This is a genomic window from Thermosynechococcus sp. FA-CM-4201 (assembly GCF_054689355.1).
On record NZ_CP079920.1, the window covers coordinates 726,116 to 751,454 of the forward strand.

The 25,339-nt window shown below is 49.4% G+C and carries 21 protein-coding genes; 7 read left to right on the top strand and 14 right to left on the bottom strand.

The genetic code is table 11. The annotated features are described in order from the left end of the window. Positions 1-128 precede the first annotated feature (128 nt). The 4 genes from KV190_RS03540 to KV190_RS03555 all read left to right on the top strand — a co-directional run bounded on the left by KV190_RS03540 (position 129) and on the right by KV190_RS03555 (position 8,883). A complete protein-coding gene (locus KV190_RS03540) occupies positions 129-3,395 on the top strand; it encodes a helicase-related protein (protein WP_460195207.1) in 3,267 nt (1,088 codons plus the stop codon). Continuing rightward, positions 3,395-4,057: a type I restriction endonuclease subunit R gene (locus KV190_RS03545; protein WP_460194625.1), complete on the top strand. Its 663-nt coding sequence runs from the start codon at positions 3,395-3,397 to the stop codon at positions 4,055-4,057. The genes KV190_RS03540 and KV190_RS03545 overlap by 1 nt, the downstream gene beginning before the upstream one ends. Further along, positions 4,054-7,764, top strand: a complete 3,711-nt coding sequence (locus KV190_RS03550) for an Eco57I restriction-modification methylase domain-containing protein (protein WP_460194626.1) — start codon at positions 4,054-4,056, stop codon at positions 7,762-7,764. The genes KV190_RS03545 and KV190_RS03550 overlap by 4 nt, the downstream gene beginning before the upstream one ends. A 108-nt stretch (positions 7,765-7,872) precedes the next feature. Beyond that, a complete protein-coding gene (locus KV190_RS03555; protein WP_460194627.1) occupies positions 7,873-8,883 on the top strand; it encodes an ADP-ribosylglycohydrolase family protein in 1,011 nt (336 codons plus the stop codon). Positions 8,884-8,926: 43 nt separating this feature from the next. Here KV190_RS03555 and metH read toward each other — a convergent pair whose 3' ends face one another. The 8 genes from metH to KV190_RS03595 all read right to left on the bottom strand — a co-directional run bounded on the left by metH (position 8,927) and on the right by KV190_RS03595 (position 17,762). Beyond that, positions 8,927-12,478: a methionine synthase gene (gene metH, locus KV190_RS03560; protein WP_460194628.1), complete on the bottom strand. Its 3,552-nt coding sequence runs from the start codon at positions 12,476-12,478 to the stop codon at positions 8,927-8,929. A gap of 476 nt (positions 12,479-12,954) precedes the next feature. Next, positions 12,955-14,034, bottom strand: a complete 1,080-nt coding sequence (locus KV190_RS03565; protein ID WP_460194629.1) for an RNA-guided endonuclease InsQ/TnpB family protein — start codon at positions 14,032-14,034, stop codon at positions 12,955-12,957. Between the two features lie 56 nt (positions 14,035-14,090). Then, positions 14,091-14,336, bottom strand: coding sequence for a type II toxin-antitoxin system HicA family toxin (locus tag KV190_RS03570; RefSeq protein WP_460194630.1), 246 nt, complete (start codon positions 14,334-14,336; stop codon positions 14,091-14,093). Beyond that, positions 14,333-14,581, bottom strand: a complete 249-nt coding sequence (locus tag KV190_RS03575) for a 2-oxoisovalerate dehydrogenase (protein ID WP_460194631.1) — start codon at positions 14,579-14,581, stop codon at positions 14,333-14,335. Before KV190_RS03575 ends, KV190_RS03570 begins: the two co-directional genes overlap by 4 nt. 649 nt (positions 14,582-15,230) lie before the next feature. Further along, positions 15,231-15,857, bottom strand: coding sequence for a glycoside hydrolase family 24 protein (locus tag KV190_RS03580; protein WP_460195208.1), 627 nt, complete (start codon positions 15,855-15,857; stop codon positions 15,231-15,233). A gap of 55 nt (positions 15,858-15,912) precedes the next feature. Continuing rightward, entirely contained in the window at positions 15,913-16,575 is a 663-nt protein-coding gene (locus tag KV190_RS03585) for an SDR family oxidoreductase (protein ID WP_460194632.1), read from the bottom strand. A 30-nt stretch (positions 16,576-16,605) separates the two neighbouring features. Next, positions 16,606-17,142: a hypothetical protein gene (locus tag KV190_RS03590; RefSeq protein WP_460194633.1), complete on the bottom strand. Its 537-nt coding sequence runs from the start codon at positions 17,140-17,142 to the stop codon at positions 16,606-16,608. Next, on the bottom strand, positions 17,142-17,762 hold the full coding sequence (locus tag KV190_RS03595) for a flavin prenyltransferase UbiX (RefSeq protein ID WP_460194634.1): 621 nt from the start codon (positions 17,760-17,762) through the stop codon (positions 17,142-17,144). Before KV190_RS03595 ends, KV190_RS03590 begins: the two co-directional genes overlap by 1 nt. 103 nt (positions 17,763-17,865) lie before the next feature. On the opposite strand from KV190_RS03595, the gene KV190_RS03600 reads away from it, so the two are divergent. After that, entirely contained in the window at positions 17,866-18,372 is a 507-nt protein-coding gene (locus KV190_RS03600) for a hypothetical protein (protein ID WP_460194635.1), read from the top strand. Here the strand turns inward: KV190_RS03600 and KV190_RS03605 are convergent. From KV190_RS03605 to KV190_RS03625, 5 genes are all read right to left on the bottom strand, one after another. Further along, the gene (locus tag KV190_RS03605) at positions 18,369-19,292 is read right to left on the bottom strand and encodes a polysaccharide deacetylase family protein (protein ID WP_460194636.1); all 924 of its coding nucleotides are present in this window, start codon (positions 19,290-19,292) and stop codon (positions 18,369-18,371) included. The genes KV190_RS03600 and KV190_RS03605 overlap by 4 nt on opposite strands. A gap of 24 nt (positions 19,293-19,316) precedes the next feature. Then, the gene (glyQ, locus tag KV190_RS03610) at positions 19,317-20,204 is read right to left on the bottom strand and encodes a glycine--tRNA ligase subunit alpha (RefSeq protein WP_460195209.1); all 888 of its coding nucleotides are present in this window, start codon (positions 20,202-20,204) and stop codon (positions 19,317-19,319) included. A 4-nt stretch (positions 20,205-20,208) separates the two neighbouring features. Further along, the gene (gene cysH, locus KV190_RS03615; RefSeq protein WP_460194637.1) at positions 20,209-20,919 is read right to left on the bottom strand and encodes a phosphoadenosine phosphosulfate reductase; all 711 of its coding nucleotides are present in this window, start codon (positions 20,917-20,919) and stop codon (positions 20,209-20,211) included. 139 nt (positions 20,920-21,058) lie between these two features. Further along, a complete protein-coding gene (locus KV190_RS03620; protein ID WP_460194638.1) occupies positions 21,059-21,241 on the bottom strand; it encodes a hypothetical protein in 183 nt (60 codons plus the stop codon). Positions 21,242-21,478: 237 nt separating this feature from the next. After that, positions 21,479-22,102 carry a hypothetical protein gene (locus KV190_RS03625; RefSeq protein ID WP_460194639.1) on the bottom strand — a complete coding sequence of 208 codons (624 nt, stop codon included), beginning with the start codon at positions 22,100-22,102 and terminating at the stop codon, positions 21,479-21,481. Between the two features lie 133 nt (positions 22,103-22,235). Here KV190_RS03625 and KV190_RS03630 point away from each other — a divergent pair, with 133 nt between their 5' ends. Then, on the top strand, positions 22,236-22,940 hold the full coding sequence (locus KV190_RS03630) for a DUF4177 domain-containing protein (RefSeq protein ID WP_460194640.1): 705 nt from the start codon (positions 22,236-22,238) through the stop codon (positions 22,938-22,940). Positions 22,941-23,022: 82 nt separating this feature from the next. Here the strand turns inward: KV190_RS03630 and KV190_RS03635 are convergent, their stop codons facing one another. Next, the gene (locus KV190_RS03635) at positions 23,023-23,724 is read right to left on the bottom strand and encodes a YggS family pyridoxal phosphate-dependent enzyme (protein WP_460195210.1); all 702 of its coding nucleotides are present in this window, start codon (positions 23,722-23,724) and stop codon (positions 23,023-23,025) included. 117 nt (positions 23,725-23,841) lie between these two features. Between KV190_RS03635 and KV190_RS03640 the strand changes: the two genes are divergently transcribed. After that, the gene (locus tag KV190_RS03640) at positions 23,842-25,338 is read left to right on the top strand and encodes a hypothetical protein (RefSeq protein WP_460194641.1); all 1,497 of its coding nucleotides are present in this window, start codon (positions 23,842-23,844) and stop codon (positions 25,336-25,338) included. Position 25,339 lies beyond the last annotated feature (1 nt).

Genomic DNA, 25,339 nt, shown 5'->3' on the forward strand with positions numbered 1-25,339 from the left:
CACTTCTGGGTAGCATCAAGCCTTCAATATTGACCTGAAAGAGCTTGACCTTGTGGTTGCCACCATCAGCAGAGTTATGTAGTAGCATAATTTTATTACCTCACAATACCAACAATTTTAGCTTCTTTATGTCAGTAAACTATAATTCGGGAATCAGAGACAACCATGATCGTGGTACTGTAGGGGAGTTCTTAAGGGAGAAAATTCAAGACGGCTCAAAGTTAGCAATCGTTTCAGCTTACTTCACAATCTATGCCTTTGATGCCTTACAGGAACAACTACAAAGCATTGAAGGATTGCGATTTTTATTTGGCGAACCCCATTTTATAAATACCCTTGATCCAGAAAAGACAGAGAAGAAGTCATTTCAGATTACAGACGAAGGCTTACAGTTACAGAATTACCTACAACAGAAACCGCTTGCTAGAGCTTGCGCCGAATGGATTAGGGAAAAAGTAGAAATTCGTTCGATCAAGCAAGCCAACCTACTACACGGAAAGATGTATCACATTGAGCGCAATGGAGTAGAGCAAGCTATCATAGGTAGTTCTAACTTCACTGTGCGGGGATTAGGATTAGGTCAAGACGGGAATAACATAGAGCTAAATCTAATTGTGAATGACGATCGCGATCGCCAAGACCTGAAGGCATGGTTTGACGAGATATGGCAAAACGATGAACTAGTAGAAGATGTCAAATATGAAGTTTTACAGTACCTAGAACAACTCTATCAAAATCATGCACCCCAGTTTATTTATTTCAAGACACTATTTCATATTTTTGAGAAATTTCTCAGTGAACAAGATGCAAGTGGCTTACTCACTGCCAAGAGCCAACTAATAGATACAGAGATTTGGAAAACGCTCTTTGAATTTCAGAAAGATGCAGTAAAGGGAGCCATCAACAAAATGCGTATCCACAACGGCTGTATTATTGCAGACAGCGTGGGTCTAGGAAAAACATTTGAGGCATTAGCAATCATTAAATACTTTGAACTACTAAATTATCGGGTGCTAGTGCTTTGTCCAAAAAAATTGCGGGAGAACTGGACAATTTATCAAGTGCAAAATAACAGTGAACTGAATCCTTTTGTTAAAGACCGCTTTAGCTATACTGTCCTATGCCATACTGATTTAAGCCGTGATACTGGATATTCAGGCGATATAAATTTAGCAACAATCAATTGGGGAAACTATGATTTAATAGTGATTGATGAGTCCCACAATTTTCGCAATAACACAAGGAGTCGTCGGGATGCAGATGGCAACATAATTCGCAAGAGCAGATACGATCGCTTGCTGGATGACATTATCAAACAAGGGATCAAAACCAAAGTATTACTACTGTCAGCTACACCTGTTAATAACGATCTCAAAGACTTGCGTAATCAATTGTACTTTCTAACTGAGGGAAGAGACGATGCCTTCCGTGAATCTATGGGTATCAATAGCCTGCGAGATACCCTAGCATCTGCTCAACGCACATTCACTAATTGGGCAAAGGATCCCAACCGTCAAACTAGAGACTTATTAGAAAAACTTAGCCCCAGCTTTTTTAAGTTACTAGATGAGCTAACGATCGCTCGTTCTCGCAAACATATCCAGCAGTATTACCAAGAGACTATTTCTCAGTTAGGCGGTTTCCCTGAAAGACTACAACCTATTTCTGTCTATCCACGAATTGATACAGGCGGGCGTTTCCCCTCTTTTGACAAAATAAATGATGAAATCTCCAAATATCAACTTTCTTTATTTAATCCCTCTAAATACGTTCTGCCAGAATATCAATCTCTGTACGACAAAGATAAGGTAGGGTTTAAGCAGAGCGATCGGGAGCATTATCTAATTGGCATGATGAAAGTTAATTTTCTCAAACGCCTAGAAAGCTCAGTGTCATCCTTTGCGATCACAATGGATAGAACAATTAAAAAAATAGAAGAATTACAGGAGAAACTTAAGGAATTTCAATCGCTAGAAGTAGATATTACAAAATACTTAGATAGCGAAACTGATGATGAAGAACTTAATGATGCTATGCAGGTGGGGGGAAATTTTATCTACAAACTAGCCCATTTGGATGTAGAGACTTGGTTAAGAGATTTAGAACAAGACAAAGATCAATTAGTGGGATTATATAATTCAGCCAAGGTAGTTACTGTAGAACGAGATGCAAAATTAGCAGAACTCAAACGACTGATCAAACAGAAAGTAGAGCATCCTACCATCAACAAACAGGGCAATGTTAATCGTAAAGTCATAGTTTTTACTGCCTTCGCTGATACCGCTTGCTACTTGTATGAAGCTTTAGAAAAATGGGCTAGAGCAGAACTAAAAATTCATATTGCTCTAGTTACAGGAGATGCATCCCGCAATCGCACTACCTTTGGCAAGGCTGATTACAATCATATTCTGACAAATTTTTCTCCCATCGCCAAGCAACGATCGCGTATTTCTAGTATGCCTCAAGATGGTGAAATAGATTTACTAATTGCCACTGATTGTATTTCTGAAGGGCAGAATTTACAGGACTGTGACTACTTAATCAACTATGACATCCACTGGAATCCTGTACGCTTGATTCAGCGATTTGGACGAATTGATCGCATTGGTAGTCTAAACACAGCAGTACAGATGGTAAACTTTTGGGCTACTGAAGACTTAAATAAATACATTGACTTGAAAAATCGGGTAGAAGCACGGATGGCACTGGTGGACATCACCGCCACTGGTGATGATAATTTGTTAGATAATATCAAGGCAGACTTACAGTTCCGAGACCAACAACTTCTTCGCCTACGGGAAGAGGTATTAGACTTAGAGGATTTCAATGAGAGTATTTCCTTGACCGACTTCACTTTAGATGACTTTCGCATCGAGTTGAGTAATTATATAGAAAGTAACCGCAAATTATTGCAATCCTCTCCCCTTGGGTTGTATGCAGTCGTACCGACTAATCCTAACTACAGCACGATCGCTCCCGGTGTAATTTTCTGCTTAAGGCAAAGAAGCGCTACAAATCAAGAGACGGTAAACCCTCTACAACCGTACTTTCTGGTATATGTACTGGAGAAGGATCGAATCGTTCGCTATAACTTTGCCCAACCAAAACAAATTTTAGAAATCTACCGCCTACTTTGCGCCCATCATACCGCCCCCTACGAAGAACTGTGCAGTCTGTTTGATAGAGAAACTGAACAGGGAAGAGACATGACCAAATACAATGAATTACTGCAATCAGCGATAAAATCAATCGCCAATACATTCAAACGCCGATCGCTATCCCAACTGACCACCAGCCGCAGTGCTATCCTGCCAGACCACGAGCACCAAGTGACAGACTCTACTCAATTTGATTTAATTACATGGTTAGTGATCAAGTCTAATGAAGAACAATAATGGTTACTGTAACAGCGATCGCTAGAGCAATCATCAACTTTCGGGATGTAGAAACCAAGTTAGGTCTCACTAAATCAGCAAACCCTAGCTTTTTTACTGAGTGGCAATCCGAAACCCCACCGCTAACTGATAGGGAAACAGAGGCGTTAAATCGTCTATCCCAAAGGTATTTACTCTACTTAGAAGAAAGTGAAGTTAGTGAAGGTACGCTAAACATTATTTTGCTATCCCCTCTATTGGATGCACTAGGTTTGTGCGACCCACCCTATCGGATTCGAGGCGAAACATGGGTAGAAATCCAAACAGAAATTGATAGTGAAGAAGGCAAAATCAACCTAGAGGGGCGGATAGATGCGCTGACCATTCGGGATCACTTTTGGCTAGTGGTGATTGAAGGTAAACGCAGTGGTTTTAGTGTATTACGGGCTGTGCCCCAAGCCCTCGCCTATATGTCTGCTCGTCCCGATTGCAATAGTCCTATTTTTGGCATGGTAACTAATGGCTATGATTATCTTTTTGTGAAACTGCTAGGCAATGAATTTGCTTTGTCCCACAACTTTACTCTACTTTCCGATAGCGATTGCAACCTCATACGAGTAGCCCAGATACTAAAGCATCTAGTAAAGCTTAGTTCCCAGACAACCAATGGAGTAACGCAATGAATGAAATGAGACTAAAGCAAGAGATAGAAAGGGCAATCCAGCGATTTGCCACAGATAACCTAGCGGACTGTACCCAGAACCTATTCCATACTCTGGGTTATGGCACAAACAAATCTATCCGCCTTGAAGCTCCTACTCCATCAGCATTCATAGAGCAATTTGCACAAGAGAAATCAATATCTACAGAAGACTGGCAATTTGTTGATTTAGTATTTCAACTTACCAAAGATGAAATTACTGGTAATGAGCAGGCTAAGCTAGATTTTAGTAAACAGAGCAGAGTAGACAATACCATCATTGAATCTTATCTATTTATAGCTATTGAATTAGTAGGCAGTCAGCACAGCCGTACTAAACTAGCCACCATCGCCCGTGAAGTAAACAAACTATTTGCGATGCCTGTGATGGTGTTATTTAAGTATGGTCAAACAATTTCCTTAGCAATCATCGATCGAGAGATAAACAAGCGGGATGAATCAAAAGATGTCCTACGCAAAGTTACCCTGATTAAGGATGTTAGTATTGCTAGACCCCACCGTGCCCACATAGAAATTTTGTTTGACCTATCACTAGGCGAGCTTCACAAAAAATATAAATTCACTAATTTTGTTGAATTACATCGCGCATGGCAAAATACACTCAACATTACAGAATTAAATAAACAGTTTTTTCAAGAAATTTCCAACTGGTACTTTTGGGCAAGAGAATGCGTTTGTTTTCCTGATTCTGCACCAAAGGATGAGGAAGGGAAAGACTCTGCCAGTTTGATTAGATTAATCACTCGCCTAATTTTTATTTGGTTCTTGAAAGAGAAGAAGGGAGAGGATGGTCAGCCACTTGTACCTGATGAACTGTTCCGTAAAGATTACCTGCAGAATCTAATTGACCTAGATGATGCAAATGCCACTACTTACTACAAAGCCATTCTACAAAACCTCTTTTTTGCCACTCTCAACCAAGAAATGAACACCCCTGACAAACCTGACAATCGTAAATTTAGAGGCAAGAGTCGAAGCAATGGTCAAGACCAGCATTACATGATCCACAATGTCTATCGCTACGAAGACCTATTCCGCAATGCTGACCAAGCCCTAAAGTTGTTTGAATCTATTCCATTTCTCAATGGTGGCTTGTTTGAATGCTTGGATTATCTTGATCCACAAACCAAAAAACAAGTACGCATAGATGGTTTTTCTGATCGCCCTGACAATAAACTAACAGTACCTAACTATCTTTTCTTCTCTGAGGAACAAACAGTTGATCTCAACCAAGCCTATGGTACAAAAAATAAGAGGTATAAAGTACGGGGATTGATTGATATTTTTAATCGCTATAAGTTCACTATTACTGAAAACACTCCCATAGAAGAGGAAATTGCTCTTGATCCAGAATTATTAGGCAAAGTTTTTGAAAACTTACTAGCGGCATATAACCCTGAAACTAAAGTTACAGCCCGCAAACAAACAGGCTCATTTTATACACCCCGTGAAGTCGTGGACTACATGGTCAATCAGTCTCTATTACTCTACCTAGAAGATAAGATTGCTGGTAAACCACAACATCGGGAGAAGTTAGAACAACTGCTAGACTATAGCACTCCTACCAATCCCTTTGCCGATGATCCAGAGGCAACTGATTTACTTATTTCTGCAATTGATAACTTGAAAGTGCTTGATCCTGCCGTAGGTTCAGGTGCATTTCCGATGGGTATTTTACAAAAATTGGTTTTCATTTTGGGCAAATTAGACCCTAACAATGCGCGCTGGAAACGACAACAAAGAGAGCGAGAAATTTTACCTGTATTAAACGATCTTCAGCAGGCACAAAAAATCAGTTATGAAGAGGCAAGATTAGCCGCTATCCAGCAACTTGAAGAGAGATTAGCCCAAATAGAAGCAGACTTTGCCAACAATGAAATGGATTACCCCCGCAAACTATTCCTCATTGAGAACTGCATCTATGGTGTAGATATTCAACCTATTGCTGTTCAGATCGCGAAACTTAGATTCTTTATCTCTCTAATTGTGGAGCAAAAGGTAAATGATCATGCCCCTAATCGAGGAATCCTACCCTTACCTAACCTAGAAACTAAATTTGTATCAGCAAATACTTTGATAGGAATCAGTAGCCAACTCAATTTAAGGAGTCCAGGGGTGATTGCCCTAGAGCAAGAATTAAAAGAAATTCGCAGAAAACACTTTACAGCCCGCACACCTAAGACAAAGATGAAATATCGCCAACGGGATGAGGAAATACGCTGCGAAATTGCCCGCTTACTCACAGAAACAGGCTTAGAACCTGCCACTAGTGATACTTTAGCGAAATGGAATCCCTATAATCAGAATGCCTCAGCTAACTTTTTTGATGCTGAGTGGATGTTTGGAATTAGAGAAGGATTTGATATTATCATTGGCAACCCGCCTTATGTGCGCCAAGAACAGATTAAAGAATTAAAACCAGCCTTACAAAGAGAGTATGATTGTTACACAGGTACTGCCGATCTTTTTGTCTATTTTTATGAGCGGGGCTTTAGGCTACTCAGGGAAAATGGCTATTTGGCATATATCACCTCTAATAAATACTTCCGTTCTGCTTACGGGGAAAAACTACGGGATTTTCTCTGTCAAAATGCTACTATTAAAAGCATCATTGACTTCGGCGATACTAGCGTATTTGAAGCGATTGCCTATCCTAGTATTTTGATTTTCAAGAAGTGTAAACCTAACCAGCAATCAATTACAGCCCTAACATGGAAGCCCGAATTTGACCTCAATAACTTTGCCTCTACCTTCCAAACTCAGCACTTCACTGTTAATCAAAAGGAATTAACTGCCGATGGCTGGCGACTAGAATCAAGTACAGTATTGGCACTGCTCGACAAACTGAGAAAAGCAGGCAAACCTTTAGGGGAATACGTCAATGGCAGGTTTTACTATGGTATCAAAACAGGCTGTAATGAAGCTTTTGTAATCGATCGTGCTACCAGAGACCGCCTGATTGCCGAGCATCCATCCTCAGCAGAAGTGATTAAACCTTTTTTGAGAGGGCGTGATGTAAAACGGTGGAGTATTGAATTTGCGGAACAGTATCTATTATTCATTCCTTGGCATTTCCCATTACACCAAGACATCAGCATTACAGGTGCATCATTGAGAGCAGAAGAAGAATTTAGTAAACTTTATCCAGCAATTTATAAACATATGCTCAAATTTAAGCCTCAACTGTCAGCAAGAAATAAATCAGAAACAGGGATTAGATATGAATGGTATGCACTCCAGCGATGGGGAGCAAATTACTGGCAGGAGTTTGAGCAACCTAAGATAATTCTAGGAATTTTCATGGATAAGCCAACATTTGCTTTTGATAGAAATGGTTTGTTTGTAAATAATGCTTTGCACATCATAGCTGGGGCAGATGAGTATGTGACATCTATTCTCAATTCCTCAATCGGTTGGTATTACTTGAAAAAGCTATGTACTGACTTGCAAAATGGTTACTTACAGGCTTATAAAGAGAATCTTGAAAAAATTCCTATCCCTAACCCAACTTTAGAAGATCGCACCATCCTTGAGAGACTAGTTCAGCAGTGCATATCAGCGAAAGGACAGGGAGTAGATCAATGGGAGCGAGAAATTGATCAAATAGTAGCGAAACTATACGGTTTAACTCCAGAGGAAATGCAAATTATTAAGGGAGTTGCCTGCTAACTGGAAAATCAGAGACTTCACTGCTCTAATTAAGACCATTATTAGTTTGATGGAAATAAAATAATAGTAAGGATTTTTGAGAAGTTTAGAGACTCCCGATCGCCCCCTATGAATACTGAATACGTCGTCAATGGATTGTTGGGTGCCTGTTTAGGGGATGCCCTTGGTGTACCTGTGGAATTTAGCACTCGCTGGGAGCGCGATCGCGACCCGGTGGTGGATATGCGCAGCTACGGTACCTATTACCAGCCGCCGGGAACATGGTCGGATGATAGTTCGCTGATGCTGTGCCTTGCGGATGCTCTCTGTGGGGGATTTGACCTAGAGCAGATTGCCGCTAAGTTTCTGGCATGGTACGCCGAAAATCTCTGGACTCCCCATGGCGCCGTCTTTGATGTCGGTATTGCCACCCGTCGCGCCTTGATGAAGTTAGAAGCAGGGAATTCCCCCCTCACCTCGGGCGGGACTGACGAATACAGCAATGGCAATGGCGGTTTGATGCGCACGCTCCCCCTTGCTTTTCACTATTGGCGGCATCGCGATCAGCAGCGGCTGCTAGAGGAAGTGCATCAGGTGTGTGGCATCACCCACGCGCACCCGCGATCGCAACTGGCCTGTGGAGTCTATGTTTTCTTTGCCATCCAGCTTCAGCAGGGAATGACCCCCATGCGTGCCTACGAGGCAACGATTGACTGGGCAAATACCACCTACAACCGTGACCCCTTTGCTGCCGAACTGTCGCACTTTCAACGCATCCTCAGCGGCAAGCTACCCCACCTCGATCGAGGCGCCATTGAATCGGGGGGCTATGTCGTGCATACCCTTGAGGCCTCACTGTGGTGTCTCTTGAACAGTCAATCCTACTTGGAGGCGGTGCTGAAGGCGGTCAACTTGGGGGGCGATACCGATACAACCGCAACAGTGACAGGCGGCATAGCTGCCCTTGCTTGTGGCCTTGGGGATGTGCCTGCGGATTGGTGGCAGACCTTGGCACGCTACAAGGACATCGTGGCCTTGGGGCAACAGCTTGGCCAAGCAATCTCAGAAAATCCCTATCCTCTACGGGGGGTACCCATCGAGTACACTGATCCCAGTGAACCTGTTGCCCTAGAGGATTAGGGCACCCTTTAATGATTAGTTTTAGCACGAAGAAAGCTGAGGCTCAGACACTAAAGTACTTGGCGGTGGGATGGTAGCAGATGATCGCCGTGGTGGATTGCTCAGGGTAGAGTTGTTCGCTCTCGTCCATGTACATCCCCATGCGATCGCTCTGGAGGAGTCGCAGTTGCGTATATTGATCCTGCATATTCGGGCAGGCAGGATAGCCAAAGCTATAGCGGGAGCCTTGGTAGCGCTGGGCGAGAATATCGCGAATCGACGCTGGATCGGGAGTGCAGCCCAATTCGCGGCGAATGCGGGCATGACACCACTCTGCGAGGGCTTCAGCCGTTTGCACCGCCATGCCGTGGAAGTAGAGGTAGTCACTGTATTGATTGGCCGCAAATAGCTCCTGCGCCACTTGGGTAGCAATTTCACCCACAGTAACAGCCTGCATGGGAAAGACATCTATGATGCCTGATTCCACAGGGGCAAAAAAGTCAGCAATACAGAGGCGGCGGCCACTCTTTTGGCGGGGGAAGGTAAACTGGGCGATCGCCCGTTCAGGGACGCAGGCATCTTTATCCCCTACCCGCTCGGGATCATAGATATAGACCGTGTTGCCCTCACTTTGGCAGGGGAAGTAACCATAAATCAGTTCAGGATGGAGTAGGTTTTCCGCAAGGATGCGCTGTTTCCACTCCTCAAGGATGGGATAGACCTTCTCGGCAAGGAAGGCGTCGTAGGTGGCACGGTCTTGATCCTTAGGTTTGCGAAACTGCCACTGACCCGCAATCAGGGCTTGGAGATCCAGATAGCCAAAAACCTCAGAAAGGGGAATCTGATCCGCCTTGAGGTGACAAATGCCCCAGAAGGGGGGCGTCGGGCGAGGAATATCCACCGCAACGGCTTCAGAGCGGCGGGTATCTACTACTTCTGGCGTTTCGGGTTCAGAAATCGAGGGGGGTTCGGGGGCGATCGCGGGTGTGCTCTCTGCCTCTGGGGTGGCGACCGTTGTACCATCCAAAAATCCTTGGCGATCGTCCCACTGACCTGCGGCCTTTGCACTCATCAGCCGATCCATAAAATGCAAATCGGCAAAGGCATCCTTGCCGTAGATCACTTGACCGTGGTAGGTGGACTGGCAATCCTCATGGACAAACTTGGGTGTCAGGGCAGCTCCTCCCAAAATCACGGGAACGGTAATGCCCCGCTCATTAAAAACCTCGAGATTTTCCTTCATGAAGGCGGTGGATTTCACCAAGAGGCCGCTCATGGCAATGCAGTCTGCCTGATGCTCTTCGTAGGCTTGGATGATATTTTCAACGGGTTGCTTAATCCCCAAGTTAATCACCCGATAGCCGTTGTTGGTGAGGATAATATCCACCAAGTTTTTGCCAATATCATGGACATCCCCCTTCACCGTGGCAATAACAACAGTGCCCTTGGCAGTGTCCCCCGTGACGGATTTCTCCATAAAGGGTTCAAGGTAGGCGACGGCAGCCTTCATCGTTTCTGCTGACTGCAAAACAAAGGGCAGTTGCATCTGCCCAGAGCCAAAGAGTTCCCCCACCACCTTCATGCCCTCGAGCAGGAATGTATTGATAATTTCAAGGGGGGCATAGGTTTCAAGGGCTTTGGCAAGGGTGTCCTCGAGGCCAAGGCGATCGCCATCAATAATGTGGCGCTTTAGCCGCTCCTCAATGGGCAGGTTCTCCACCTGTGAGCGATCCTGTTTGGTGGTTTTGCCCTCAAAGAGGCGGGTCAGTTCGGCAAGGGGGTCATAAACACACACTTCCCCCTCAAAACGCCGCCGATCGTAGATGAGATCACGGCACACTTCTTGGTGCTCTGGCTCAATCTTGGCCAAGGGCAGAATCTTGGCAGCACTGACAATGGCAGCATCCATGCCCGCTTGCATCGCCTCATGGAGAAACATGGAGTTGAGGACTTGCCGCGCCGCTGGATTCAAGCCAAAGGAGATATTGGAGACCCCCAGCAGGATATGACAGCCGGGGAGTTCAGCACGGATACGGCGAATAGCAGCAATGGTTTCACGTCCGTTGACCCGATCCTCCTCAATCCCTGTGGAAATGGGCAGTGCCAAGGGGTCAAAGAAAATCTCGTAGGGGGGAATACCGTAGTCAAGGGCAGCCCTGTAGGCTCGTTCAGCAATGGCAAACTTTTTTTCAGCGGTTCGTGCCATCCCCTCTTCATCAATGGTGCCGACGACAACGCCAGCGCCGTAGGTTTTTGCCAGTTCCAAGACCTTATAAAAGCGGGGTTCACCATCCTCAAAGTTGGTGGAGTTGAGCAGGCATTTCCCGCCGGCTACCTTGAGACCTGCTTCCATCTTTTGCCATTCAGTGGAGTCAAGCATCAGGGGCAGGGTGACATTGGTGACCAATCGCGACACCAACTCGTGCATATCGCGCACCCCATCGCGCCCCACATAGTCCACATTGACATCAAGAATGTGGGCACCTTCACGCACTTGGGCACGGGCAAGGGCAACGAGGCCATCCCAGTCTTCGGCGTTGAGGAGATCGCGGCATTTTTTCGAGCCACTGGCATTGAGTCGCTCACCAATAATCAGGAAGGAATTCTCTTGGTCATAGGGCTGCGGACTGTAGATCGAGGCGGCAGCAGGAATCCGTTGGGGCGATCGCGCCTTGGGGGTCAAGGTTGCTGCGATCTCCGCCAGAGCGGCAATATGATCCGGGCGAGTACCACAACAGCCGCCAATCACTTGCACCCCAAAGTCCTCGACAAAGCGAGTGAGGGTCAGCCGCAATTCCATCGGCGTCAATTTATAGTGGGCGTGGCCACCGATATTTTCGGGCAAGCCAGCATTGGGAATGCAGGAGATGACAAAGGGGGAGTGCTGCGAGAGGTAGCGGATATGCTCCGTCATTAGGTCAGGCCCCGTGGCGCAGTTGAGTCCCAAAATATCAATGGGATAGGGTTCCAGAATCGTCAGGGCAGCGCCAATTTCCGAGCCAACCAGCATCGTGCCCTGCTGCTCCATCGTCACCGAGACCATGAGGGGGCGGCGTTCTCCGCGCTCTTGAAAAACGGCCATGACCCCATTGAGGGCTGCTTTGATTTGCAGCACGTCTTGGCAGGTTTCAATAATAAATAGGTCAACCCCGCCATCAAAGAGACCAGCGGCTTGTTCGCGAAAGGCGGTGTAGAGGGTGTCGTAGTCAATGTGGCCAAGGGTGGGGAGTTTGGTGCCGGGACCCATCGAGCCAGCGACAAAGCGGGGTTTTTCGGGGGTGCTAAATTCAGCGGCCACGGATTTGGCCAGTTCGGCAGCTTTCTTGCTGATTTCGTAGGCGCGATCGCCCAAATTGTATTCGCTGAGAACAATCGAGGATGAGCCAAAAGTGTCCGTTTCAATGACATCCGCCCCCGCTGCCAAAAAATCGCGATGCACCTTGGCCACCGCCTCTGGCTTGCTGATCACCAGATATTCATTGCAGCCTTCGTACTCCTTACCACCAAAATCCTCTGCCGTCAGGTTTTGTGCCTGAAGATTCGTGCCCATTGCGCCATCAAAGACAATGACGCGCCGGGGTTCTGCATGGAGATACTCAAGAAACGACATAGACATCCACCAAGGCCAGCCAATTTGCACCAGAGGGTTCTTCTGATTTTAATCTGTCCGGGAGAGGTACAGCCCTTTTCCCAAGGATGAGACTGACAGCTCGGCCTTGAACTTGCTTGCCAAAAAAATAGGGGTGCAGAAAACACCCCCTCAAAGAAATTGACTAGTGAGCCTCTTTTTAATGACAGTATTTCTTTGTTCTTCCTACCAAAACCAGTGTCGACGCATGGCTGTTAGGAAATCGTCGTCGTCAACGGGATAGCCCGACGCAGAACCGATCACAGAATCAATACCGCAGAAGGGACAGCGGGCTGTTTCGCCGCCATCAAGCCATTCCTCGATATCAGAGGGGTCAAAAACCCGAAGACAAAAGAAACATCCGCAATACTCACTTTTTTCTAGCTCTTCGCGATGGTAGATCGAGTGTTTGTGAGCAGCGATGTAAACTTCCCACCGACTAAAGTCGGGGGCTTTCAGTAGCCCTAGGCCATTGGACAAGCCAAATAGCCTGAACTTCCAGCGAGCGTTACGGACTCGCCCAATAAGGCAATCACAGAGGCACCATTCAGATCAGCATCACCAACCCAGCCACAATGACCACAAGCAAACTGTTTGCCATTTCGATAGGACCGACAAGGATCAGGATGAATATGCAGGCATCGATGGCAAGTTTGGCTGGTATACGCTGGATTGACCGTCACCCACTTCACGCCTTCTCGCAGACATTTGTACTCAATAAACTGCCGCAACTGATAGAACGACCAGCTATTGGAGCGTCTGCGTTCGGTTTTGCTTCGGGGTTGCTGATTCAGGCGCTCGCGAATTCCCGTCAAGTCCTCTATCGCGATCACCGCATTGAGTGCTTTCGCTTCACGGACAATTGCCGCACTGATCGAATGGTTGAGCCACTGTTGAAAGCGTTGTTCTTTACCCGCCAGCCGTTTCAAGAGTTTTCGGCAAGACCGCCGCGAACTTCTCGTGCCCTGCGAGGCTCGTTTTTGAATCGACGCTCTCACTCGATGAAATTTATCTCGACGTTCGTTTAACTGATTCCCATCCCAACCTCCACCTCTACTGGTTTTAGCAATCTCCCGTCGCCCCAAGTCCACGCCAATGACGGTGCTCGGTTCAGAGGGTGCAGGAACCTCTTCGGTTATTTGGATGTGGATATAGTAGGAGCCATCCCGATGTTTGCACAACTGAGCCGATGTTGGCTTTCGCCCTCTCAACCTGTTCTTTTGATAATCACCCATATCGAGCTGAATGGTCTCTCGACTCTCCAACAGCGTCAGGCTCACCGACCCATCTTTTTCCTTGAAGGTAAAGATGCGAGCATCAAAATCTGCTGAAGTTGGCTTGAATTCTTTAACCGCTTTCCCTTTCAGCTTGGCGGTCTTGCGGTTGGCTCCGACTCTGGCACAAACCCGAACCGCTTGATTAGCGCTTAACCCAAACCGAGAACGAAGTTCCTGATAAACCGTGTTTTGAATGGTTATCTTATTCGTTACGGTCGGCTGAACGGTTGTGTTGGCAAAGTTGCAAGCCTCTGCAAACGCTTTCAAGAATCTCTCGATTTCGAGAGACTGTTCAGGAGTCGGTCGAAGCTTGCAAACGACTGTTAGGGTCTGTTCCATGGATAACAGTCTATCATTAGATTATATTGTCTGTGGCAACGACTAAAGTCGTGTCTGTCTTTCCTCCCCGTACTAAAGTAACGGGGCTTCCAGACATAAATCTGGTGATGCTCTCCTCCTTGCTGAGTTGTCAAGCGGATATGACTGCCTGTTTGTCTGACTATTTCATATCCTAATTGCTTGAGAGTGCTTGCTAATTCTGTACCTGTGATGTCTCGAGGTAGCTTCATAGAGTAAAAAACTCATCTCGGACAATATGCAAACGAACGAGTTGGGGGCGTTCTTCTGGATTGGCGAAATGGCACTCTAGAGCATCTTTGATCATTCCTCGCAGGGAGTCTAAATCATCTGCCTGAGTAAAAATGGACTCACCCAACGCCTGAGCAATATAGCCACCCTCAGCATCCTCCTCAACCACAAAAATAATCTCCTTGATTTTTCTACTCACCAAACTGATCGGTTGTGGTGTCATCATTTATTTTCCATTCAAAATATATTTCTTTTGTTTCCATTTAATCTACTTCTGCAACGGAAAGCAAGTGCTGCTGCTGATTGCAGGATTCACGGGGAGCGGCTCATTGAGCACTCTGCTGGGCGCGCCGCCTAAAGCAAAAACTGCAAAAAGAGATGAGAGCGTATATTCTAGCCTCCCTTGAAGGGTCTGCGTTCTTCCTCCCATAGGGATCTTCAAGAATCTGCCACCCTCGCACTAAAATCATTGACTACAAAAACTTGTGAAATTTTACTTTGGCGATCGCGCCCTTAACCCTGAGACGCAATACTACTCCACCAGACTTCTGAACAAACTTAAAAGTTTCAAGTCCACATCTAATCTACTTCCCCGAAGGAAAGCAAGTAGCCGACGGCGAGCACGAACGTGACGAGTGCCACCCAGTTTCCATTTAATCGACTTCCCCGAAGGAAAGCAATAGCATCTTCAATATAGCCTCTCCCTGAGCGGATTGCAACCCCCTGTTCCGAGGTATCCCCTGCGAGGGGTGTCAAATTATTTTCTACGAAACCATCGAAAATACTCAAACTCTCTCCTAGAGCGACTCCGAGGGATTCTACGCAAGAATCAGAAATTGGGGCACATGAATAGATCCGTCGGCAGAGAAAATTGACTAGCGTAACGTATTCCTCCCCGCTGGAGACTGTGCAGTTTGTGAGGCAGCTAATTCTTGAGCCAATAGTTGCTGGTAAATCTCTTCGAGGTGGGGTGTGATCAGGTTGCTTTCAATGCCATAGCCCAGACTGGTCCATGTATCCGACAGTAGGGCAAAAACTTCCTGTACTCGACCTTCTCGCAACAGTTGGGGAATATCGGCATTCCAAGCGGCAGGATCTGTGAGCCAGCGATAGACCACTTGATCTTGATACTCTGGGGCAAAGCTATAGTCCTGCCAAAACCAGCTCGGCGGTTGGGGATGATAGCGGGCGGCTTTTTCTGCCCAAGTGGTGGTGAGAAATTGATAGCGGCCTGCGGCGGTGGTACATAGGTGCTGATTGGGGCCTCGGCGAATGGGAATACAGCGATCGGGATGCTGGCTGAGGTCTTGAATGTGCTCACCCCCATAGAGCAGTGTGTAGGGATTAGCGTCATTGGCCTCACTGGCAGAAATGGTGCGCATCAGTGCCCGCACATAGGGATCACCCCCCTGCATCACTAAGGGGGCAATTTGACCCGGCTGCCAGCGGTACCAGTACCACCAGAGGGCACTTGAACGCGACCCAAAAAAGAAATAGCCCATGCCCACCAGCAGAGCGATCGCCAGCAACCAACGGGAAAAACGCACCAACTACTCCTCACACCGCCGCAACTGAGCGGAATAACTCTGGATAGGCCACAGGCGTCTGATCGGGACAGCTTACCACCTCAAAAATTTTGTTGTAGGCACTCGGCTCGCCCAAGGCTGCCACACAGATTTCCGCCACCCGCGATCGCGCGATACTTCCCTCAAAGAGGGTATCTGCTGGGGCAATGATCGGAAAGCCACCGTCATCGGTTTCCTTCAGACCCCCCGGCCGCACAATCGTGTAAGTTAGACCGCTTTCTTGGAGATAACGTTCTGCCTGCTGCTTCCAATACAAAATCAGCCAAAAAAGATTCAGGGGATGGAAAAATTGCGAGACACACAGCGACGAGACAAGAATAAACTGCTGCACATGGGCAGCCTTGGCGGCATCCACCAGATGCTTGGTGCCGAGATAGTCCACGCTGAGCGGTTCTAAGGGGTTGAGGCTGGGGCTGGCTCCCGTGGCACAAATCACAGCATCACACTCTTGCAGCGCTGGGGGCAGCGTCTGGGGCTGGGTCACATCAGCAGTGCGAATCTCTACCGTTGGCCAGCGCCCTTGGGCTTTGGCGGGATTGCGCACAACAGCGATCGCCTGATGCTCAGACGCTTGTAGGGCACTCACAATGCGATGACCTGTGCGACCTGTGGCACCAACCACTGCAACCTTCACAGCACGTCCCTCCGATGGCAACGCCTTTGATCATAGGGGAATATCCCAGTCTTCTTCATCCTCTGGGGGAGCGTCCTTGGGGGGCGGCGGCGTCAGAATGCGGTATTCAGCATCCACAACCTGATCGGGGGGCGGTGGGGCTTTGGCGGTGGCTTTGCGGGAAGGGCGATATTGATACGAATAGGTGGTGCGGGGGCGGTCTTGAATCTCAGGTTCGCGGGGGGCTGGCTCTGGCTCGCTAAACCAATCCTCCACATCGCTGGTATCGATCTCGGGTTCATCCTCTGGCGGACGCATCGAGGCATCTAGTTCAGGTTCAGGGGGTGCTGCTTGACGGGGTTGCGATCGCGGGGTTGGCCGCGCTACTGGCGCTGGTGCTTCTGCGGATAGCCAAAGTAAACACTGCCCTGCCACGATTCCTGAGAGGGCTGCCACCACAATCCAAGCAGCAAGGGGCAGCGCTGGGGTTTGCTGTCCCAAAAAGCGCAGGGAGACCACCGGTTGCCAATTTTGGACGACTAGTGTCGTAAGCAGGGCGATCGCCCCCAGATAAATCCAAGCGCGCATTAGGAAAGGGGTCCTTGCCAACGTCGCAGAGGCACACAATCCAACCCTAACTGATCAAGGGCACGGGCGATCACAAAATCCACTAAGTCCTCAATGGTCTGCGGTCGGTGATACCACGCCGGGATAGCGGGTACAATTCGCGCCCCCGCCATTGCCAATTGGGTCAGGTTTTGCAGGTGAATGAGACTAAAAGGCGTTTCGCGGGGCACCAGCACCAATGGACGGTGCTCTTTGAGGTGGACATCCGCCACCCGCTCTAGGAGATCTGAACTCAGGCCTGCCGCCAACTTAGCGACCGTACTCATACTACAGGGGAGAATCACCATGCCCAAGGTGCGAAAGGAACCGCTGGCGATCGCGGCTGCCACATCCGTTGGCCGATGACAGGTGAGCGAACCTTCCCAGACTTGCGCCTGTTCGCGCCAAAACAGTTCCTGCTTATCGGGCTGAATCGGCAAGGTGAGGCCATATTCTGCCTGCCACACCTGATGCACGGCCTTTGATGCCACTAATTGAATAGGATAGTCCGCTTGTAATAGAAATTTAATGGCACGCACTGCGTAAATCAGACCAGACGCACCCGTTACACCCAAAACAATGGGTAAAGAAGAGGAGGTCACAACCGCGATCACCAAACAAAACCGTTATAAGGTTAACAAAGTTAGGGCAACTGCCCCCTTTTGATGCACTGCAATCCCGCCCAACGCGACTTGGTAAATGCCCATGACAGCGCCTGACCCTGCATTTTCTTCCCCCAGTGAGTGGGCAGCCGTCTCTCCCGAAGTGCTCGGGGAGTTATTTGATGCGGCCTTGTTGGAGGGACTCGTGAGTAGTGAAACCCCAGACTTAGAAGCACTGTTTCAGGATTTGACTCCCCTCGATCTCAAACCAGCAGCGGGTGCGATCGCTCCCGAACAGTGGCAACAACTGCAAGTTCAGCACCAGCAAATTACCCAGCACCTTGAGGAAACCCTGACCTACCTTGCCAAGGTGAAAGCATTGGCCTACCAACTTCAAGCCGTGGCCAGTGAGTTTGTGCCCACCCCCAAGTATCGGCGCCGCCAACCGCCCCCTCCCCATCCCTTGGAATATCTCACGGCCGAACTCCTGCGGGCGATCGCCCACACCCAAGCCAGTTTAGAACCGGTCTACGAACCCCTCCATCAACTGGGGGAAACCCTCAATGGTACCTCGACGCCACAGATTAGTGAATTTCCCCTAGAGCCTTAGTTAGGGGGCATGCGTGGTGGCTCTAATTGCGGTTCACTAGGGACGGCAGGGGTAGGCGTCAGCTCAGGACTGGGCAGGCTTTCTGGGGTGGGAACTGGGCTTGGACTGGGTTCCGGGGTGGCAGTTGGCTCAGGAGTCGGTGTCGGCGTGATTGTCGGTTGAGGCGTGGGTGTTGGTGTCGGTTCAGGCTTCGGCGTGGGGGCTTTAACTGCCAGTTGCAGTAGTTCCGGCACAGTGACAAAGCGATAACCTTTTTGCCGCAGGCGACGAATCAGTGTTGGGAGAGCTTGGCGGGTAGTGGCGCGATCGCCGCCGCCATCGTGGAGCAAAATAATACTACCCGGTTTCACTTCCTTGAGGGTGCGCTCAACAATGTCCGCTGCTGTGGTGTTGGGGCGGGTGTCATGGGTATCCACCGACCACATGATGATGGCGTAGTTTTTCGACTTGGCATAATCCACTAGCCCCGTGGTCAAATTGCCCCCTGGTGGCCGAAAAAGGCGCGTTTGCGCTTGGCTTTGCTTGGCAATGAGCGCAGAGGTGTTTTCAATTTCTTGCTTGGCTACTTCAGGGTCAACGCGCTTGTAGGGATGACTCCAACTATGGTTGCCAACGGCATGACCGGCTTTGACAATGTCAGCAATGATATCGGGGTACATGAGAGCGTGCTTGCCAAGAACAAAAAATGTGGCCTTGACATCCTCCTCCTTGAGAATTTGCAGCACTTGGCGGGTTGAGGTTCCCCAAGGGCCATCATCAAAGGTCAGCGCCACCACTTTTTCAGGCTTCACGGGTTTGACTTGATAGACCAACTGCCCCCAAAACTTTCTAGGACTGAGAAAGCGCGGCACATCCGCTGCCAGCGTTGCCGATGCTGCAAACAAAGCCAAGACCACCGACAGATGCCACTGCCGTCCCATGGATGCTCCTTGAATAGTAGTGATCTAGGAGGCAATCGGCGCTGGCTCCTTCAGCAGTGGAAATCCTAGGGCTTCCCGTTGTTGGACATAGGCTTGGGCAACGCGCCGTGCCAGTCCACGAATGCGACCGATGTAGCGAGTGCGCTCTGCCACCGAAATCACACCACGGGCATCCAGCAGGTTAAAGGTGTGGGAACACTTGAGCACATAATCCAAGCTGGGCAGTACCAACTGCTTTTCTAGAAGCTGCTCTGCCTCCTGCTGGTAGAGACTAAAAAGGGTGAACAATCGTTCCGGGTTAGAGGCCTCAAAGTTGTACGTGGATTGCTCGATTTCCCCTTGGAGATGGACATCGCCATAGGTAAGGGTAGAGTTCCAGCGGATACTGGCGATCGCGTCCACCTCTTGGAGGTACATTGTCAACCGTTCCAAACCATAGGTAATCTCAATGGACACTGGCCGACAATCTAGACCACCACACTGCTGGAAATAGGTAAACTGCGTAACCTCCATACCATCGAGCCAGACCTCCCAGCCCACACCCCACGCGCCAACGGCCGCATCCTCCCAGTTATCTTCAACAAAGCGAATGTCATGCTCTTGGGGGCGAATGCCAAGGGCGCGCAGCGACTCCAAATAGATCTCTTGGATATTGTCAGGAGAGGGCTTAATCAGCACTTGGTACTGGTAGTAGTACTGATAGCGGTTGGGATTCTCGCCATAGCGGCCATCTCCGGGTCGCCGACAGGGTTCAACATAGGCTACTGCCCAAGGTTCAGGACCGAGGGCACGCAAAAAGGTATGGGGGCTTTTGGTACCGGCGCCCTTTTCCACGTCGTAGGGCTGGGCAATCAGGCATCCCTGAGCCGCCCAAAATTGGTGCAGTGTGGCAATAACGTCTTGAAAGTACATGGGCTTAGATGTGGATGCCGCACTCGGTTTTGCCCATGCCACGCCAGCGACCCGCCCGTTCATCTTCCCCTTCGGCGACAGGGGTAGTGAGGGGTTCATCGCCAATGCTGGCATAGCCGCGATCGTGGAGGGGATTGTAAATCACTCCGTGCTCCATCACGTAGGCCCACGTTTGTTTGCGTGTCCAAGCAGCAAGGGGATTAATTTTCAGACGCCCCTCTTTGTCCAGTTCCACGTAGGGCATATTGGCGCGGGTAACCGCCTGATCCCGACGCCGTCCCGTAATCCAAGCCACAGTATTGAGTTCTGCCAAGCCCCGTTGCAGTGGTTCAATTTTAGTCAGATGGTGAAACTGCTCAACATTGCTTTCCCAAAGCTTGTCGCCATAGCGAGCAGCAAAGGCCTCACGGCTGTCCACATCGGGGGTTTTGTAGGTGCGCAAATCCAGACCGTATTTTTCCTTGGCCTGCTGCACAAATTCAAGGGTTTCTGGAAAGTGATGCAGCGTATCCAAAAAGAGAACGGGCACTGGCGGATTGGGGCGTAGATCACGGTAGAGCAAATCCGTGATCATCATGTCATCGACATTAAAGGCACTGGTCTGCACCAGCCCTTGGGGAATTTCAGCCACTGCCCACGCTAGAATTTCGCGGGGATGTGCCCCCTCAAAGCGTTGGTTCAGGGCATCGAGGTCAAAGCTTACAGATGCAGCCATAGGAGGTTTTAGCACGGTTTTAGAAAGCATTCTTTAGCTTACCAAAGAATTGGGTCTGAAGCCCCGCCCTGCGACTCGCGATCGCCCCCCTTCCAAACAATTTCTCCAACCTTGACACTAGCGAGGCATTGGGTACCCTTCAATCCAAATCAGCATTTTTGGAAGTCGCATTGTAAGACCACGTTTGCGGGCTGGAGGTCAAGACTGCATACCGCCCCGGCGCTACCACAATTTCGGGTTGCACGACCCAATAGTAGCGATTTTCTAGTCGTGCAGGCCATGTGCCCACCACTTGCCGCGTTTCCACATTCCAGAGCATCACTTGTCCAGCAGGAGCACCTCGACCACCGTTCTAGTGATAGGTGGTAATTTTACTAAAGTGATAGGGGCGATCGAGTACGAGAATTAGTGCTTCAGGAGGATGGCTAGCAACGGCATGGAGATTGTTGTCGGATAAGACAATTCTTGGTGTTGAGCGGGTGCCATCATTTATAGTCTGAGTCTCAAGGACAGAACCGCAATTCCCTGTGCCCCTAAGCGACGTTATATTTGATAAGCTCTAAGCAGAAGATGGCTCCAAAATTTTAACGAGAATCCGCATCAAACTCTCAAGATCGTCGGGCACACGGTACAGAGTTAGGCCTTGTTGAATTTGTTTTTGCTCTCGATGCAGCAGGCCAAATTGCCAAATATCCCCTGTGGAAACTGCCCCTTGCAGGATGGGCTGCGGACTCTCTGTCCATTGGTCGAGGGCAATCAGTTCAACGGCCAGTTGCGTAAAGCCTTTGGCAAGGTCAGCATTTTTGGCTTCAACCACCAGCAGCTTGCCCACAGCGTAAAGGTAGTAGTCGAGGGAGCCTTTAAGCTGGTCACTGACGGTGAGGGGATACTCGATGCGCAGTTGGGCATGGGTATAGTGCACAACATCGAGCAAGATAGGCGCAATGAGCAGTTCACGGCGAGCAGCTTCACTGGTCAGGCTAATGTAGGGGAGGCTTTCTTCAATCCGTGCTTTTAAGTCCTCAAGGCGATCGAGGGGGGCAGTGGATTGAGGTAGCGTGAGCATAGACCGCTGAAGGGTGTAGCCAAATTCTGCCAGAATATCCTCTGGCTCATAGGGCATTTCAAAGTATTGTCGAAAGGTATAGGACTGTCCGGGCTGGAGAATGGCAGGTCTAGTCATCTTGCAGTCTGTTGCTTGGCTCCTGCGGCATCGCTCTTTTAGTGTAGCTTTTGGCTTTGGCTGGACAGAGAAAAAAGGCGTAGCGGTGCATATTGCATTTTTCTCGAATGGATAAAACCTAGGGAAAGATATTGTGTCTCTGGGATTAGCAGTGATGAAAATGAATCTTGAGGCCATCAAGCAAGAGATCCAAAGCGCGATCACCAGCGAAGCAGTGACGGTTGAAGTTTCACAGACAGGCTCTCAACTCACGGTCATTTTCAATCGCCCTAGGGACAAAACAGTGGACTTTACGGCTCTAGCGGATCAAACTGTGGATATCCTAAATCGGCAGCCCTTGGGACGGATCAACTTCGTGAAATTTTATGGGCGCAAAACTGGGGGAACCCCTGAATGGGAATATGCCGAACCGCTATCCCCCCCACCCCCGCAAGCGGTTATTCAAGAAAAGCTGCAAACAAGCCTCTCGGAATTTGGGCAGCGGTTTCAGTTCTATAATCAAACCATTACGGCGGCGTCAGCCCTTGCGATCTTCTTGATGCTGCTGCTGGGGGGGCTTTTCCCGAATGGCAAGTGGGAGTACAAGACGGTATATGTGAGGGCAAAAACAGTATCTTCAGATGCGTACCCAAAATTTTCCGCAAAAGAAGTTTCCCTGATGGAGTTGGAGAGTGAGGTAGAAAAGCTGGGTAAGCAGGGATGGGAGCTAGTGGATTCTTTTGTGGAGGATGAAACAGTGCATCCCAATTTTGGACAATCAAATCTTGTTGTTGGCTTGCAGCCCAATGTGCGCCCCAACAGGGTGGTGTTGCTCTTTAAGCGCAAGACGTGGTTTTAGGGAGAGTTCAAGCTTTGGTGGCCGGGCAGTCCCCTCTTTGCGCCACTGGCGATGATTCCCGAATCACTCGCTGCCCAGCGCCTTAGTCGTGGTGAATTTCTAGCGCTGCTTGGCGATCGCCAAAAATAGCCGTGCCAATGCGCACCATCGTTGCCCCGGCCTGCACCGCAAGGGGATAGTCCTGCGTCATGCCCATGGAATACTCCTGCCACTGAAGCTGCCGCCACGGTTTTGTACGCAGTTCCTCACCCCAAGCCCGCAATTCCTGAAAGACCTGCAATTGTTCTGAGGGGGGCAACCCCAAGGGCAGAATCGTCATTAGGCCACAGCAGCGCAGATGAGAGAGGGCATCGAGTTGGGGCAGGGCTGCTTCCAGTTCGGATCTTTCCCAGCCGTGTTTTTGGGGGTCGGGGCGGAGCTTCACTTGCAATAGACAGTGGGGACTGGGGGTGTCGGTTTCCTTGAGAATGGCATTGATGCGCTCGGCCAATTTCCAGCGGTCAACGGTGTGGATCCAGTCAAAGAGTTGCAGTGCCTGCCGCACTTTATTGGTTTGGAGGTGGCCAATGAGATGCCAAGTAATATCCGTGAGGTCAGCCAATTCAGCACGTTTGCTGGCCGCTTCCTGGACGCGACTTTCGCCAAAATCCCGAATGCCGGCCTCGTAGGCAGCCCGAATCACGGCCGCTGGCATAAACTTACTCACGGCAATCAGGCGGACATGGGGCGGAAGCGTTGATTTGAGGTGGGTGGCGCGATCGCGAATTTCAGCAGCGGATAACACAGGCAATTTGCGGGCAAGGATGCTTTTTGATCCTAAAACCCTGTTGCAAAAAGTGAAACCATGGCAGGATTTTCAGGCTGCTTGACTAGGCTAGAGGGTAGGATTCAGAACGCTGCTATGGCTGTGCCCCTCAAACTCTCCCTTGGCCTCATTGGTTTACTGGCTCTTGGTACCCTTTTAGCGGGGAAGTTGCTCTCCCTAGGAGAAAGCTTGATGTCCTCTGCCCAAGGTCAACCCAATTGGGGAATTGAATCAGACCCGACGCCACTCTCTAAACCTGAACCCCCACCGCGCGTTTCTGTGGCCGACTACGATCGCTATCGCCAAGTGATTGAGCGCACCCGCAGCATGATCCACAACCCAGAGGCGCAGCAACTGGCCCAGCGGTATGGCTTGAATATTTTGGACGTTACATGGGAAGACACGGGTCGTTACCACAACTCCGCTGTGGGGCCAAATATCAGTGACATGACGATTCAAATCCAGCAGTACAACCCACGCACCAAGGGGTATGAACTGAGTCTGATGCCTGTGATTCGCTTTCCCAACTTTAGCGATCGCACAGCGGATATTCCCCTTGAGCGCTTCTTTATCCTTGTCGGCAATGAAAAGGGCAAGCCGCTGCAACGGGTGAACCTCAAGGAATTTCTGGGTAACTTCCGCAACTATCTCCACAACCCGCGATCGTGGGCAGGGAATCGTCGCTCCCTTTTGGCCGATCGCGATAGCCACGTCCTCGTGAGTGCCCAAGCCTGTTTCCTACCCATTCCATCCCAAGGGGAAGCCACCTTTAACCCCGTCCTCTTTAACTACCAGAGCTACGAAAAAAATCCAGCAGTTTTAGCAATTCTCGTCACCCGCCAAGGTACCAGTGCCACCGTTATTGACAACAAGCGGGATGCCTTTGAAGCCGGGCGAACGTGGGGGCAGCGACTGTTTTTCAATAAGAATGGCGAACGGGCGAGCCTCGTGGGACAACGCGCCAGTGATTTTGGGGTGAGAACCGGCGGCGGCGAGATCACCTCTGCCCAAGCGGAAGCGGCGGGGATGAATATGGTGATGTTGATCCAAGTGCCCCTGAAGCAAGCCCCTCGGCCACGACCAGCCATGCCCCTTTTCTCGATGCCACTACCCGCGCTCATGGAGGCCGCACCTAGCGCTAGCGCTGGTCGTTCCAATGTCGAGGCGGCAGTCATTAGTTATGGCAAGGTGGAAGGCCCCTTCACTGAAATTGATAACCTGCCGATCGAGCGGGATCCGCGCTTCCCCATCCGCGTCACGGTGCAATTCTACAAGGCCACCGATAATGGGGTTGTCTCTGCCGAGGATATGCGCCACATCAACGATCAAATTGCCAAGGTCTATAGCAATGCCGATTATGTGGGTAGCCTCGTCATTGATGGCGACACTGGCCGCCCCACCGAATACACCGGCAGCAAGCAGGAACCCCCCGGCTGGTGGGATGACTTCTGGCAACGGCACCAACAAAATACGGGTCAGACCCGTGAGGAAGCCCTAGAAATGTTGCGGCGATTGCGGGGCAAAGACTGGATGCCGAGGTCGCAAAGGGAATTGGAACAGGCACTGAAGGCGCTGCAAAATTCGCCCCAATAAA

Bases quoted from the DNA above. Each gene is read 5' to 3' on its own strand.
- KV190_RS03540 (WP_460195207.1), top strand. From the start codon at position 129: ATGTCAGTAAACTATAATTCGGGAATCAGAGACAACCATGATCGTGGT.
- KV190_RS03545 (WP_460194625.1), top strand. From the start codon at position 3,395: ATGGTTACTGTAACAGCGATCGCTAGAGCAATCATCAACTTTCGGGAT.
- KV190_RS03550 (WP_460194626.1), top strand. From the start codon at position 4,054: ATGAATGAAATGAGACTAAAGCAAGAGATAGAAAGGGCAATCCAGCGA.
- KV190_RS03555 (WP_460194627.1), top strand. From the start codon at position 7,873: ATGAATACTGAATACGTCGTCAATGGATTGTTGGGTGCCTGTTTAGGG.
- metH (WP_460194628.1), bottom strand. From the start codon at position 12,478: ATGTCTATGTCGTTTCTTGAGTATCTCCATGCAGAACCCCGGCGCGTC.
- KV190_RS03570 (WP_460194630.1), bottom strand. From the start codon at position 14,336: ATGAAGCTACCTCGAGACATCACAGGTACAGAATTAGCAAGCACTCTC.
- KV190_RS03575 (WP_460194631.1), bottom strand. From the start codon at position 14,581: ATGATGACACCACAACCGATCAGTTTGGTGAGTAGAAAAATCAAGGAG.
- KV190_RS03580 (WP_460195208.1), bottom strand. From the start codon at position 15,857: ATGGGCTATTTCTTTTTTGGGTCGCGTTCAAGTGCCCTCTGGTGGTAC.
- KV190_RS03590 (WP_460194633.1), bottom strand. From the start codon at position 17,142: ATGCGCGCTTGGATTTATCTGGGGGCGATCGCCCTGCTTACGACACTA.
- KV190_RS03600 (WP_460194635.1), top strand. From the start codon at position 17,866: ATGACAGCGCCTGACCCTGCATTTTCTTCCCCCAGTGAGTGGGCAGCC.
- KV190_RS03605 (WP_460194636.1), bottom strand. From the start codon at position 19,292: ATGGGACGGCAGTGGCATCTGTCGGTGGTCTTGGCTTTGTTTGCAGCA.
- glyQ (WP_460195209.1), bottom strand. From the start codon at position 20,204: ATGTACTTTCAAGACGTTATTGCCACACTGCACCAATTTTGGGCGGCT.
- cysH (WP_460194637.1), bottom strand. From the start codon at position 20,919: ATGGCTGCATCTGTAAGCTTTGACCTCGATGCCCTGAACCAACGCTTT.
- KV190_RS03625 (WP_460194639.1), bottom strand. From the start codon at position 22,102: ATGACTAGACCTGCCATTCTCCAGCCCGGACAGTCCTATACCTTTCGA.
- KV190_RS03640 (WP_460194641.1), top strand. From the start codon at position 23,842: ATGGCTGTGCCCCTCAAACTCTCCCTTGGCCTCATTGGTTTACTGGCT.